At 26.0% G+C, this 15453-nt stretch carries 12 protein-coding genes; 1 reads left to right on the plus strand and 11 read right to left on the minus strand.

Annotation, left to right across the window (positions count from 1 at the left end; genetic code table 11):
* Window positions 1–117: 117 nt before the first annotated feature.
* Complete coding sequence (locus tag CRIB_RS05655; RefSeq protein ID WP_180703552.1) at window positions 118–2196, minus strand: autotransporter outer membrane beta-barrel domain-containing protein; 2079 nt, start codon at window positions 2194–2196, stop codon at window positions 118–120.
* Complete coding sequence (locus tag CRIB_RS05660) at window positions 2174–4267, minus strand: efflux RND transporter permease subunit (protein WP_180703553.1); 2094 nt, start codon at window positions 4265–4267, stop codon at window positions 2174–2176. The genes CRIB_RS05655 and CRIB_RS05660 overlap by 23 nt, the downstream gene beginning before the upstream one ends.
* Window positions 4268–4497: 230 nt before the next feature.
* On the opposite strand from CRIB_RS05660, the gene CRIB_RS05665 reads away from it, so the two are divergent.
* Window positions 4498–5091, plus strand: coding sequence for a DUF1638 domain-containing protein (locus tag CRIB_RS05665; RefSeq protein ID WP_180703554.1), 594 nt, complete (start codon window positions 4498–4500; stop codon window positions 5089–5091).
* 135 nt (window positions 5092–5226) lie between these two features.
* On the opposite strand, the gene CRIB_RS05670 is transcribed toward CRIB_RS05665, so the two are convergent.
* The 9 genes from CRIB_RS05670 to CRIB_RS05710 all read right to left on the minus strand — a co-directional run bounded on the left by CRIB_RS05670 (window position 5227) and on the right by CRIB_RS05710 (window position 15405).
* Window positions 5227–6579, minus strand: a complete 1353-nt coding sequence (locus tag CRIB_RS05670; protein ID WP_180703555.1) for an MATE family efflux transporter — start codon at window positions 6577–6579, stop codon at window positions 5227–5229.
* 157 nt (window positions 6580–6736) lie between these two features.
* Complete coding sequence (locus tag CRIB_RS05675; protein WP_180703556.1) at window positions 6737–8068, minus strand: MATE family efflux transporter; 1332 nt, start codon at window positions 8066–8068, stop codon at window positions 6737–6739.
* Between the two features lie 73 nt (window positions 8069–8141).
* Window positions 8142–8951 carry a MerR family transcriptional regulator gene (locus tag CRIB_RS05680; RefSeq protein WP_180703557.1) on the minus strand — a complete coding sequence of 270 codons (810 nt, stop codon included), beginning with the start codon at window positions 8949–8951 and terminating at the stop codon, window positions 8142–8144.
* Window positions 8917–9225, minus strand: a complete 309-nt coding sequence (locus CRIB_RS05685) for a 5'-nucleotidase C-terminal domain-containing protein (protein ID WP_207204151.1) — start codon at window positions 9223–9225, stop codon at window positions 8917–8919. Before CRIB_RS05685 ends, CRIB_RS05680 begins: the two co-directional genes overlap by 35 nt.
* 525 nt (window positions 9226–9750) lie before the next feature.
* On the minus strand, window positions 9751–10347 hold the full coding sequence (locus tag CRIB_RS05690; protein WP_180703558.1) for a hypothetical protein: 597 nt from the start codon (window positions 10345–10347) through the stop codon (window positions 9751–9753).
* A 209-nt stretch (window positions 10348–10556) separates the two neighbouring features.
* On the minus strand, window positions 10557–10697 hold the full coding sequence (locus CRIB_RS12760; protein ID WP_180703559.1) for a hypothetical protein: 141 nt from the start codon (window positions 10695–10697) through the stop codon (window positions 10557–10559).
* Window positions 10698–11547: 850 nt separating this feature from the next.
* Window positions 11548–13290 carry an ABC-F family ATP-binding cassette domain-containing protein gene (locus CRIB_RS05700; protein ID WP_180703560.1) on the minus strand — a complete coding sequence of 581 codons (1743 nt, stop codon included), beginning with the start codon at window positions 13288–13290 and terminating at the stop codon, window positions 11548–11550.
* A 236-nt stretch (window positions 13291–13526) separates the two neighbouring features.
* Window positions 13527–14888 carry a hypothetical protein gene (locus CRIB_RS05705; protein ID WP_180703561.1) on the minus strand — a complete coding sequence of 454 codons (1362 nt, stop codon included), beginning with the start codon at window positions 14886–14888 and terminating at the stop codon, window positions 13527–13529.
* Between the two features lies 1 nt (window position 14889).
* Window positions 14890–15405 carry a sigma-70 family RNA polymerase sigma factor gene (locus tag CRIB_RS05710; RefSeq protein ID WP_243633585.1) on the minus strand — a complete coding sequence of 172 codons (516 nt, stop codon included), beginning with the start codon at window positions 15403–15405 and terminating at the stop codon, window positions 14890–14892.
* Window positions 15406–15453 lie beyond the last annotated feature (48 nt).

Here is a 15453-nt window from a genome sequence, read left to right on the forward strand (position 1 = left end):
TCTCCCCTATATTACTTAAGGGCTTACCTTAAGTAATAACTTAAGATATGCCCTTTTATTTCATTTTACTTATATATTTTACCATGTTTTGTAAATTTTTAACAAAGTTAATTTTAACTATTTACCTTTTTTAAATAAATCTGTAAATAGTTGCCACATATTTTTTTCTTCTACTTTTTCTTCTTCAACCTTCTCTTCTTCTTTTACCTTTATTGCATCAGTTCTTATAGCAAATTGTACTGATTCTACATTAATATTTTCTTCACTTGCAAAAGATACTGGATTAAAATCACTATTAGAGTATTTTGATACCATTTCATCTATTTTATCATCTATCTCATCTGGTAAATTTGATGTTTTACTATTAAGCTCATTAGTTCCTTTACTTAAAGCTGATACACCTTCTCCTATACTATCAATTCCACTTACTAATGTGCTACTTCCATTTTTTAAACTTGATGCTCCACCTTCTATTTCATTTATTCCACTTACTAATGCACTACTTCCACTTTTTAAGCTTGATGCTCCACCTTCTATTTCATTTATCCCACTTACTAATGCACTACTTCCACTTTTTAAACTTGATGCTCCACCTTCTATTTCATTTATTCCACTTACTAATGAATTACTTCCACTTTTTAAACTTGATGCTCCACCCTCTATTTCATTTATTCCACTTACTAAGGCATTACTTCCACTACTAAGTGCTTCAATACCACTGTAAAGATTACTTGAGCCTTGAGATAAAATACCTATATTACTTGCTAAGCTTCCTGCTCCATCACTTATTGAACTAGCACCAGATTTAGATTGATTTATACCTGCATCTATACTTTCATATCCTGATGCTAATCCTTGCGCACCAGATATAAGAGCATCTAAGTTTAAAGCTTGTATTTGCTCTTCTGTTAAGTTTGATTTTAATGCTGATACAACTTGATTTACTGATTGTGCATAGTTATTTACGTTTTGCTTATAACTAGCTGATCCCTGAGATAATGTATTTAACCCGGACTCTAAATTACTAGATCCTTGATTTAGCAAATTAACTCCAGATTCTAAAGCTTCTACACCACTATTTAAACTTTTAGCACCTTCTAATAACTTTTGACTATTTGTATAAAGGGAAGTAACTCCATTTTTATATCCATTTAATCCACTTTGTAAACTATTTATTCCTTTATCTAAACTATTTACACCACTTTTGTAGTTACTAACTCCCTCTTGTAATTGTGAACTACCTTTATAAAGCGTATTTACTCCATTTTTATAGCTACTGACTCCTGTTAGCAATTTTGAGCTACCTGTATAAAGTGTATTTACACCACTTTTATAGTTGCTAACTCCTTCTAACAATTTTGAACTACCAGTATAAAGTGTACTTACTCCATTTTTGTAAGTATCTACCCCATTTTTTAAATCTGAAGCTCCACCATTTAGCTCATCTATTGCATCAACTAAAGTATCAAATGAACTGGTCATATCATCAACATTTATATCTACGTTAATATCCATATTTAATCCATTAAAAGATATTGAGTCCATTTCAAAATTCTCAACATTTGAGTTTATAGTGTAGCTTGCTTCTTCTCCAGCTAATTTTATATATGTAATAGTCTTATTATTTCCTACACTAGCAATAGTTGCCCCATCAGCTATAATATTACTACATTTGTCTCCATCTAAAGTTAGAGATATTTGCAGTGCATAATTATTAAAGAAAACTTCATCTACAGTATCATTTTTCTTTATATCAAAACTTATTTCTAAGTTGCCACTTTTACCTGCTAACTCTTCTGAAGATATATTTTTACCATCAAGAGTATATCTTATATCTATATTCCAAGGTATTTCACAATCTTTCATATCTCCTTGATAATAAAACTTTTTATTTGTATCACTTATATTAGCATTAATCACGTTATTTGAATAATTCAGTTTATCACTTGTAGAAAGATTTACTACATTAGAATAGATTCCATAATCTACTAATTTTTCTCCGTTTTTTATATCAAAACTATTTACAACATATACATTGTCTACATTTCCATTGTTGTTTAATTTAACGTATACAACTTCATCTTTAGATGTATTTGTATCTGCAAATACAGGATATACATTACTCATTAATATAGATGTAGTAAGTACAAAAGTACTTGCTTTTTTTACATTCTTAGTTTTTACATAATTGTTCATTTTTTTCTCCCTCCTTATAAAAATGTGCTTTCATAGTTGTTTTTTCAATTAATTTATCACATATAATTAGTACGGTTGGTAAGAAGAATAATACGGATATCATTGAAAGCAATGCTCCTCTACCTATTAGTATTCCAAGTTGTGCTATTACTTCATTTGTAGATATTTTACCTAAAGTAAATCCAGCTAAAGCTAAAATAGCCCCAGAAGTAAGTATTGCACCTGTAGAGCTTTTTAATGTGTTAATAGCTGAGTCGTGCTTATTGTATTCTTTTCTATTTTCTAAGTATCCATTTGCAAATAATATTGCATAGTCAACTGTTGCCCCTAACTGAACCGCACTTATTACCATAAATCCAATGTAAGCTATGCTTATACCATTAAAATATGAATAAGAAAGATTTATCCATATAGAAGATTCAATTGCTATTAATAATATTATTGGTATTAATAAAGAACGATAAGTAAGCATAATTACAACTCCTATTGCTATAATTGCTCCTAAAGTTGTAATTACATTATCGCTAGTTACAGTTTCCTTAATATCATAAGCACTTGGACTTCCTCCAGCTATATAATAATTATCACCAAAGTACTTTTTACCTAAATTACTCATTTCTTTTACTGCATTAAAAGCAATATCACTTTCCTCATCTGCAGAAAGTGTTATTATCATCCTGCTATAATCGCCACTAACTAAATCTGATAATTGTTCTTTAGGTACATAGTCTTTAGGTATTTCATTTCCAACATTATTTGAGTAAGATATAATACTAGTTACACCTTCAATATTATTAATCTCTTCTCCGATTTTTTTTTCCTCTACTGGATCATCTGATGGAACTATAAATACAACTTGATTGCTTTTACCAAAGGTGTCATCTATTTTTTTAGTATCTCTACCTATTTGTGTTTTTTCACTACTTGCCATAGATGATGCACCATATGTAAATTTATTTTTACCTTGAGCTAAATAAGATGGTACAACTACAATTGCTACTATTATTACAACTATAGGACCTACCTTTAATGCCACTTTGCTAAATTTTTCAAAGCTAGGCATAAAACTTCTATGATGTGTTTTGTCTATTATTTTGTAAGTGTATATTGTTAAAACTGGAAGTAAGAACATCACAGATAAAAGACTAAATACTATTCCCTTTGCAAGCACTGTCCCTAAATCTGGCCCTATCTTAAATCTCATAAGTGTAAGAGCTAAGAATCCAAGTATAGTTGTAAGTCCACTTGACAATATAGATGTGTAAGATTTTTTCATAGCATTAACTATAGCTTCTTTTACGTCTTGCCCTTCATCTCTAAATTCAGCAAATCTGTGAAGTAAAAATATTGCATAGTCCATAGATACTGCTAGCTGTAAAATTGCAGCTGTTGCATTTGTTATAAATGAAATCTCCCCTAAAAATATATTTGTTCCTGTATTTATTAGTATTGATATCCCTACTGTAAATAAAAATAAAAATGGTTCAAACCAAGAACTAGTACTTATCATAAGAATTAATAGTATTAGTGGTATAACAAATAGCATAATCTTTTGAATTTCTTCACTTGTTGATGTTTCTGCATAGTTTTCTGTTACTGCATCTCCAGAAACTATTCCTTTATCACCTACTACTTCTTTTATATCTTCAATAGTTTGATTTAAAGTATCACCTTTATCTACTAATGCTGTAAATAATACATTATTGTCTTTGTACCAAGAGTTTAGAGTATCTGTATCTATCATGTCTAATGGCTGTTCTATATTAACACTATCATCTAGCCAGTTGATTTCCTTTACTCCCTCAACTTTTGATATTTTTTCTTTATAATCTAATGCTTGTGCTATACTTACATCCTCTAACATTATCCTTACATTTGGAGGACTTTTCTCAAATTCTTTGTTCATTAAATTTAATGATACTGTTGATTTTGAATCCTCTGGTAAATAGTCTGCCATTTGGTAATTTATACTTACATTAGGTGCTGCAAATATACTAAATACTACCATTAGTATAAAGGCTATAATTATTGTACCTTTGTACTTTATTGTTTTTTCTGCAAGCCAGTTCACTTTGTATTCCCCCTATTTATTTTGCTATTTTTAATTATATAAAATAAAATTTATTAGAAATTATTAAGAAGGTATAATATATCCATATATCTTATATTATTTGATAATAGAGTTATATATGAAAACAAAAAATATTATTTATAAAAATATACTTTGATAAAGCAACATATTGCCAAAATACTAATGGCTTTTATATAGAATTAAATTTATTATTTATACGGAGGATGTTTATGAAAGTATTTATATTATCATGTGGTGTTTTTGAACTAGAATTAAATAAAGTATTAAAGGAAATTAGAGAAGAAAAAATATTTAACAAGGATATTAATGTAAAATACTTACCTTTTGGATTGCATGCAAACTTAGATAAATTAAAATCAGAAATAATTAGTAATTTAGATAAAATTAAAGATAATAAAGTTATATTGTTATATGGTAGCAAATGTCATTATAATTTTCATGAGTTTTTAAAAGACTATAAAAATATAATTACTTTTGACGATTCAAATTGTATGGAATTAATAGTTAAGGATATTAAAAATAAAAGAAGTATTATGGATAATAAAAATTTATACATAACGCCTGGATGGGTTCTTAAATTTGATGAGTTAAATAATTTTATTAATGCCGTTGATATATATGATGTTAGACAGCAATATGGTCAATATGAAAATGTTATAGTTGGCAATACAAATGTTTTTGATATTACTGATAAAATGATATTTGACTTATTTGAAAAAATTCAAGTACCTATTGAAGTTGAAAATATAGGTATTAATAATTTTAAAAATAAAATTATTGATGCTATAAATAAATGTATATAATTATTAAGCAAGCACACCACAGTATCTAGATACCTTTAAAGTATTTTATAATATTATTGATAATATTTGTATTTATAGGTTATCTACATTTTTTTCTTACTATATTTTTCTTTAAGTTTAAAAAAGGTATTGCTATTATGTAGCAATACCTTCTTGATTTTCTGGAATTATTTTTTTAATTTTACTATAATAAGTAAACATTAGAGGAAGAGCTGCTGCTATCCATGCTATTGGATCTGCTAAACATATACCAGTAAATCCAATATACTTTGGTAGTATAAAAACAACTAAACTTCTAGCTATTAACTCATAAACACCTGCCATCATCGGTACAAAAGACTCTCCTATACCTTGTAGTACATTTCTATATACAAATATATAACCTAAGAATATCATAAATACAGCAGAATAATTTAATACTTCTTGAGTATGTCTAATTATTTCAACAGTTGGATTATCTATAAATAACATTACAAAATACTTTGTAAAGAACACTAAAATAGCCCCTGCTATTATACTAGTTACTATAGATATAATATTCATTATTTTAATTCCATATTTAATACGGTCATAGTTTTTTGCACCTAAGTTTTGACCTGCATAAGTTGCTATTGTAACACCAAATGAAACTAATGGTTGCATAACTAATTGAAGAATCTTAGATGATGCTGTATAAGATGCAATAATATCTGATCCAAATGCATTTACAGCACTTTGAACTATAATTACACCAACTGCTGTTACTGAGTTTTGTAATCCCATTGGTATACCAATTTTTAAATGTGTTTTATAGTAATCTTTTTCTACTTTAAAATCTTCTTTCTTAAGTCTTAAAACTTTAAATTTCTTATAACTATATACTAAACATAATATTGCAGAAAAACCTTGAGCTATATTTGTAGCATAAGCTGCTCCTGCAACTCCCATTTTAAAGTTAATAATAAATACTAAATCTAAAACTATGTTAAGTATTGATGATATTATTAAAAAATATAATGGCGTTTTGCTATCTCCTAAAGCCCTTAATATCCCAGCTGCCATATTATAAGCTGTTTGAGTAAATATACCTGCAAATATTATAGTTATATATATGTTTGCATCATTTAAAATATTATCTGGAGTATTCATAATAAAAAGCAATGGATTTTTTACTAATAATGAAACTACTGTAATTATTATTGTTGAAATTACTGTTAACTTTATATTACTAGCTACTGCTTTTTTTATTCCAGTTTCATCTTTTGCTCCAAATTTTTGAGAAACTAATATAGAAAACCCGCTTGTTAGTCCTAATATCATTCCATTTATTAAAAAGAATAATGATCCTGTAGAACCTACCGCTGCTAAAGCATTAACTCCTACGAATCTACCTACTATTATAGTATCTACCATACTATATAATTGTTGAAATATGTTTCCTATAAGTAGTGGTATAGAAAATAGTATAAAAATTTTTAAGGGACTTCCCTTTGTCATATCATTTGTCATAATTCACCTCTAGTCACTTTAATTTTAAATAAAAATACCTAAATATAAATTATATATTTAGGTATATATTTATGTCAATTAAATATATTAATCGTACATAATTTATTTTAATTTTGTTTATTCATTAGACTTTAATGCATCAATCATATCAACCTTTTTAATTTAATACCTTTTCAAATCTTTTATTATTTAATAATCTATAGCATAATAGTATAGTCATAATATCTGCAAAAACTATAGTTATCCATATTCCATTTATACCAAATATATACGGAAGTATAACTATTCCTATAAGTATAAATACTATACCTCTATTCATTGCTACTATTATAGAATTTTTAGGATCATCTATTGCAGTAAAGTATGAAGATATTAATATATTAGTTCCATTAAATAAAAATGCTATTCCATAAATTTTTGCACCTGTGCTAGCAATTTCAACTACATATTTTCCATCCTTTAAGAAAATCTCTATAAGTTGTTTAGAGAAAGTAGCCATAACTATAAATATTATTGCTCCAATTATTATATTTACTATAATAGATATCTTTAAAGTTTTATTTACTCTATTTTCATTTTGTGCTCCAAAGTTATAACTTATTATTGGTCTTATTCCATCTGATATTCCAAACAACACCATATAACCTACTTGAGCTATATAATTTATTATAGAAAATGCTGCTATTCCATTTTCTCCAGCTATTTTCATCAAAGCTGTATTAAATAAGAACATTGAAATAGCATTTGAAATTGATGAAACCCCTTCTGAAGATCCATTGTAAATCATTTGAAATAAAACACTTTTGTCAAATCTTCCTTTATATAAATTTATAATAGTTTTTTTACTTACAAAAGGAATAATATTTATTAAAAATGCCATAGTATAAGAAATACCAGTAGCTAAAGCTGCACCTTTTATTCCTAGATTAAATTTATTTATTAATAAATAGTCTAAAATAATATTTAAAACTACTGATATAATCATACTTACTAATGAAATATTTGGATTTCCAATAACCCTAACTATCATTTCAAATAAAAACATTATGGCAATAAAAGCTGTAAAGTAAGATATTATTTGAATATATGTTGATGAACCTTCTAAAAGCACTTCATTAGCACCTAAGATTAATGCTATTTTTTCACTAAAAAATACTCCCAAAATAGTAACTAATATAGAAATTAATATAAGTAAAATTGATGCTGTTCTAAAAATATTTTGTGCTTTTTCACTTTCACCTTTACCTAAATTTATTCCAATTATACTCTGTGCTCCTACACTTATTATAAGTGCTGCGGCCATTATTATTTGCATATATGGTTGAACTAAATTTACTGATGCTAAAGCATTACCTCCTAGCACATTCCCTACAAATAGCCCATCAATTATTCCTTGTATTCCTACAAATATCATACCAATTATGCTTGGAATAGTAAATTTAATAAATAATTTTGAAAGTTTTTCTGTACCCAATATTTTTTGATCCATACTTATCACCTCGAACTAAGTATAAACCTTTGTGTAACACAAATGTCAATAAAAAATTATAGTTTTACAATATCTATATGTTTAATGGAATATCTATTTCTACAAAATTAATTGTAGCTTTTTCATTATACACACTCCATATAAAACTTATATTTATATCTAAATCTAAGTTATCCTTATTTTTATAAAAATGCTTTACTATAGACATTATACAATCTTCTATTTCATCAAAAGTTCCAACAAATTTTGTTTTTATTAATTTTTTACTATAATTAGTTTTATAAATTTTTATTTTTTCATCTATTAATAAATTATCTGTATTCTTTTCATATATAGTCATATATTCTTTATCATCTATTATAGTGTTTTTATCTTTTACTTTATACTTTATCATCCAAGGCTCAAGGTACATTGATTTTAGCGAGCTATCTTTTTGTTTTATTTTTCCTTGAACTATTGCTTCTATAGGAATATTAAGTATTATATTATCTTCTTTTACTATTTCTAATTCTTCAAAGTTGTAATTATTTTTAAAGTTCATCATTTCATTTAAAATAGTCTTCTTTTCTTTTGCTTGCTCTTTTATTTTTAATAAATGATCTATCTTTTCATCTATTGTTTTCTCTTGCAAATCTATTAATTCTATGTAATTTTCAATACTATCATTTGATATAACATCTTTTATATTTGACAATGGAATTTCCAAATATTTTGCGTCTAATATCAAATCTAATTTTTCCATTTCTTTTATCGAATAATACCTGTATCCATTTTCTTCATCTACTATAGGCTTAAGTAATCCGATTCTATCATAATGTCTAAGCGTTTCTGCTGTAATATTAAAAAGCTTACTCATCTGACCTACTGTCATAATCCATTTCACATTTATTCTCCTTTAAGTTATTTCCACCAGCTCTATAGTTATTAGTAGCTATTAAGAATTCTTGGTCTGAGTCTATAGGTTGTCCATTATAAGTTAAGTTGTATATTCTTGAAGAATAAGGATTTATCACTTGTCCATTTTTATCATACTTAGGAACTTTAGTTACATCTATTTCATATTCAACTCCATCTAATACGTCAAAGTTGAATGTAGGGAAATCTCTGTTTATTAAATCTTGTTCTTTAGTCGAGTTAGGGTCTATTGTATTAAACATATTAGCACAGAACTATAACCATTCTTTTACATCTGAACCAGCTAATTTTATAACTGATACTGCATTATCATAAGTCTCTTATAGCAATGCCTCCTGCTTTTATATCAACATAATTGTCCGCACTGCTTCTTGCTTTAAATGGAGCTACTGCTGATAATATTGGAAGGTCATATTATAAACATATTTTTTCCAAATACAACCTACTATTTTATTGTTTTTTTGAAAATTTTTATATTTAATAAGTTATTTTATGTATATTTATGATGTTTTTTTAATTTTTTATTTTTAAAATATAATTTTATTTTATATTTAATATATATTACTTATACTTTTTATCATAATACACATTAATACGAACATTTTAATTAAATTTTCTATTTTTCAATAATCATATTTAACTATCACAATGAATTAATATCATAAGGAGTTATCTAAATAAATTAGATAAAGAGATTCTTTTATTAAAACATTAGCTGTATCCCCTAATACATTCCTACTTAATGAACAATCCTCTTCACTTGATTATTAGGTAATAATTATCATACCTCCCTTTTCATCATATCCTGTATCCCATAGATTCTTAAATGAAATCCATCTATATTTTCCATAAGTTGCTATTTTCACAAGTAAATCATCCTCTGTTTTTTCATATCCAACAATTAAAAACCAATGCCACACTAATTCATTTAGCTTTTTATTTTTATGCTTTAATAAAAGAAATGGTATTGGAATTTCTTTTTCTATTTGACTTACTACTATTTTTTCACCATCATATACTGAATTTTCCCCACTAAATGGTTCCATCTTTATTTCTTCATCATTGATATCATATAAATATGAGCTAAAACCATCTATATATAATTGTAAAGTATTTATACCCTTCATTCTTGGATGCAGATATTTTTTCATAATTTTTGAAAACTTAATATAATCCTTTTTTTGTAAATAATCTATATTAAATGGATATAAATGCTTATTTCCTCTATATAAATTTAAATAAATGCACAAATCACAAGTTGCAATTGCCGCACAGCCTCCTAATCTCATCATTGGGTCATAAAACCAATTTTGGTTTCCTCCATATTCGCCTTCTATATTAAAATATGTTAATTCTTTTTTCATACTTGATTTTTCCTTTCTAATATTATTTATATTATATTAAAACCTTTAATATAATATAAATGCTAAAAATTAATAGTTTATTATAAATATTTATCTTATTTATTCTACATAAAATTAATTTTTAAAGTATATTCAACATAATCTTAAAAAATATAATTTACTATAATAAAAAGACTATAAATATTTATAGCCTTTTATTATATAAAACATTATATTAATTTTTCTAAAGTATATAAAGCAGCACCTGTAGCACCAACTATTTCAGGTTCTTCACAAATATATAATTTACTACCTATTTTATCGTCAACAGCCTTCACAACTCCTAAATTTTTTGCAACTCCACCTGTCATCATAAACTCCTTTTCTTTTAAGTAAAGAATATGATTTAGATGTTATTAAATTATGAATACAATGAATAATATCACATTTTTCCTTGTTACTAGCAATTAAAGATATAACTTCAGACTCTGCAAAAACTGAGCACATACTAGTTATTTGAATATTTTAAATTTTGCTTTTGAGCTAAGTATCTAAAAGTATTTAAATTACCATCACAAGCAAAAGAAGTAGTTACAGCAAATTTAGGTTTAGGTATAACCTTACTATCAATAGCTCCTATAAAACCTTTATAATAGGAACAAAGCGTAGGAGCAAATACATTACACTATACAGCCTTATCTGGATTATAAAAGGCTTCTGTGCTCATTTTCATAATAAGGTGTTCTAATTTTCTATTGCCTTTAGCATATTTTTTATTAGGTATGATATTGGTCCTAAGTTTATTAGCTTAAATTCCAGTACAAATTAAGTTCCAACTTTATCATTTATATTCTTTTTTATGTAGTTTCTATAGTTTTTTATAATATCCATTTTACACCTTCCTTTATACATCCCTTTTTTATTCTTAAAAAACAGATATTATTCTTTTTGGCATAAATATAGAAGTAAATATTATTTACAGTCCTCAAGTAGTAATTCAATGTACTCTTTAATAATTGCTTAGATTTACATAAAAAATTCGCTACGCTCATGTCGCCAACGACTTCGTCCGTTGCTCAAAATCATTTTTACGCTCAAAACCAATTTATTAATATTACTTACATTCAGAAGTTATCCACAATTTTTAAAGTATTATAATATCCTTAAGCGTAAAAATAGCCCTATATTAGTGAATTCACTAATATAGGGCTATTATCTAGATTAAAGTAACTTAATCAATTCTTCTAACTCTTTAGATAAAGTTTTTGCAAGTTCAAAATTAGTATCCATTAAAGCTCTTTCTATCTTAGTTTCAACTAATTTTTTCTTTTGTTCAATTTCTAAATAATCCTTATCAAAGTAATTAGCATAAATCATCTTTCTAAACTTTCTCATGCTAACCTTTCTAATAGTCTTATCTTCAATCATTAAAACATAGTCCATACAATTAACTATAAATTGATAATCATGAGAAATCATTAAAATAGCACCATTGTAATTTTGTATAGCCTTCTCAAGTGCCATTTGAGAATAAGTATCTAAATGGCTTGTAGGTTCATCAAGAAGTAACATATTAGCACGACTTGCTGAAACTTTAGCTAATTGAAGAATATTTCTTTCCCCCCCAGATAAAGAACTTATCTTTTGTTTTAAAATATCTTCATTAAAACCATAGCTTGAAATATATCTTCTAACTTCACCATAGTTTTTAAATCCTGCCTCATAAAACTCTTCAAGAATTATACTAGACTCATTTAATCCATTTCCTTGCATTTGAGATAAATAACATAGTTCGATATTATCATTTATTTCAATACACTCATTATTGTTTTTAAATATTTCTTTCATTAAAGTAGTTTTACCAACACCATTTGTACCGATTATAGCCACTTTATCATTAGACTTAATTTCAAAATTAACATCTTTTAAAAGTACATCATCAAAAGTTATTCCAAAATTATTAACTCTTAAAGCAGTAATTTCTTCTTCGATTTCATTGTCAGTAGTTAAGTTTATATAAGGCTCTTTAATATATACAAATGGAGCTTTGATTCTACGTTCTTGTAATCTTTCTTGTATTTTAACTCTAGCTTTTAAAGCTCTTCCTCTAGAAGCTTCCGCATTATAAGTTGCTTTTTCTCTTAATATATTAATTAAAGCTTCATTTCTTGCAATCTCTTCTTCTTCAGCAATAAATATTTCTTGTGTTTCAATTTTAGTTTGAAGTAATGAGAAGTTATAATCAATAAATCTTCCATCAAACTCTTGAAGTTCAGTGTTTTCAAGGTGAATAATCTTGTTAAAGCAATTATTAAGTAGATATCTATTATGTGTAATAACTAATATTGTTTTCTTGTGAGTATTAATTAAATTTTTAAGAGCATTAAGATTTTCAAAATCTAAAAATACATCTGGTTCATCCATAATCATTAAGTCTGGATTATTAAGCATTTCCTTAATAACTTGAATAAGTTTAAATTCCCCTCCACTAAGTTCAGATATCATTTTATCTTTGTGTTTACTTAAGTTTGCAAGATTAAGTTTTTTATTAATGTTACTTTCATAATCATGCCCATCTATTGCATCAAATTTATCTGAAGCTTCTTGGTACTTTTCTAATAATACTTCAATATCTGAAGAATTTTCCATTTGTGAACAGATATGTGCTATTTCTTCTTCTAGCCTTATAAATTCTTGTGCTATATATTCAAAAACTGTTGTTTCTTTACTTTTATCACATTGTGAAAACTGGCTTACATATCCAATTTTACAATTTTGGTCCATTTCTAAGCTACCATCAAAAAGGTATCTTTCAGGATCCATTATTATATCTATTAATGTACTTTTTCCACTACCACTTGCTCCTATAAATGCACAGTGTTGACCTTCTTCTATTGTAAATGAAATATTGTTATATAGATCTTTTTGTGGAAGTGAGTAAGATAAGTTGTCAACTTTTATCATATTATTACCTCTCTTGGTCATTTAAAAAGAGCTTATAAAATAAGCTCTTTTTAGTTACATTATTTTTTAATTTACTTTTGTTAGCATAACACTTTTTTCGACTAATTTCAATCATTTTTGATGTTAGATATATAATTTCCTTTTATATATAGTATTTAATGCAAAGCACAATCTATTTCATGTAATAACAAGCTGATATGTTAAACTTGTAATTTTTAAGTCAATTGAAATAACAATTAATCTATAATTATTTTCCAAGGTCCTTTAATTTCATATTCACTTCCTAATACTTTTATAAATAACTTATCATCATTTTGCTTTGGTAATTTAAAGGTTATAGTTCTATTTCCATCTTTTGAAATATTTCCTGAAAGACCTTCCTCAAACCAATTTTCTGCTTTTGTTGTAATACTATTTCCAGCTGGTACTACTACACATTCTAACATTTTTACTTCCCTATCTTTATTATCTGGATAATGTAGTTCAATAGTATAGTACTCACCTTCTCTTTGGATACTCACTATATTTACGTGTGGATTTGCTTTCATAAACATTTCATCTTCATTATTTATCATTATGTTTTTATTAATATCTATCTTATCCTCATTAGTAGGTATCGGTAGTTCTACTATATCACTGCTATTTATCCCTTCAGGTATTACTATATTTATAGATGGTATCTCCAGGGTAAAAGGTTTCTTAAGATTTGTTATATCTATACAGTATCTATTATCAGTTAATAAGTCTGTCCCTTCTTCTAATTTTCCTTTTGATATATTTCCATCTCTATCTTTTAAAGTTATAATACCTTCTATTGTTCTATCTAAATCATAATTAGTAGGATATGGAGATACTCCATAATTTACTACCATATTTTCTTTAGGTAAGTTATCTAATAATGTTACATATAGTTTATTATTTTCTTCATCAACTATCGCCGTTATTTCTATATTTTTATTAAATGCACTATATCCTAATTCACTAATATTATTTACCTGCTTAGCTTTACTTAGCTTACAGTTAAATATTGCCTTATTTCCATTATCTAAAGTAAATTCTAGTTCTACATTTTTTTCATTGTACTTTTTATCATATTCAAAAAAATAATTTCCTCTCCAAGAGGCATAGGAGCTTGTATCATATATTTTTGTAATATTACATGTATTACTTTTTAGTTTATATTTGTTAATTTTAATTGTAGCCTCATTACTAGGTAATTGACCATTTCCTTCTACACTTACTATTATCATTTTATTTTTTACGTCATAACTAAGTTCCTTTAATGTTACTTTTCTACTTCCTATTTTTTTATTTATAGTTTTTTCTAATAGATATATAGTACTATCGGTACTTATTATATTTCCTGTACTTGGTATATAGGTATAAAACATATCTTTTAAAGCCTTTATACTAAGAGGTGTTATGCTTAGAAATATTATCACAGATGCAGCTGCAATAACTTTTTTATTGTTAATTGTTTTTTTATTACTTAAACTTTTTAAAGTTTCATCTATCCCTTTAGATATATTTCTTGGAACTACAATATCATCATTTTCTTGTAATATTTGTTTTATCTTTGTATCTGGTTTTTTATTCATATTACAGCACCTCCTCATTTATACTAAGTATTTTTTTTAGCTTTTTTCTTGCCCTTGATAATCTTGACTTTATTGTTCCTTGTGGTATATTTAAACTTTCTGATATATCTTTTATGCTCATATCTTCATAATAGTAAAGAATCACTATTATTTTTAAATCACTATCTAAATTATTTATACTCTCTTTTAAATCTAATTTGTATGATTCTTCTATTTTTAACTCTCCTGTAATTTCCATATCTAAGTTCATTATTTTTTTATTCTTTTTTAATAGGGCATTACATTTATTTATAAGTATTTTTATTAACCATGTTTTAAAATACTCTTCTTGTCTTAAATCTTTTATACTTATGTAGGATTGAAGTATAGCCTCTTGTATACAATCTAGAGCATCTTCTTCATTTTTAGTCATAGTGATAGCTACTTTATATAAATCTTTTTCATAAGCTTTAATTAATGTTGAAAAAGCTAAGTTATTTCCTTTTTTGCTTTTTCTTACAAGTTTTATTTCATCCATCTTATTCATCCCCTGCTGTGTATTCATTATTCTTATATTAGATGTAAT

It is taken from the genome of Romboutsia ilealis, from assembly GCF_900015215.1.
Taxonomy (GTDB): Bacteria; Bacillota; Clostridia; order Peptostreptococcales; family Peptostreptococcaceae; genus Romboutsia; species Romboutsia ilealis.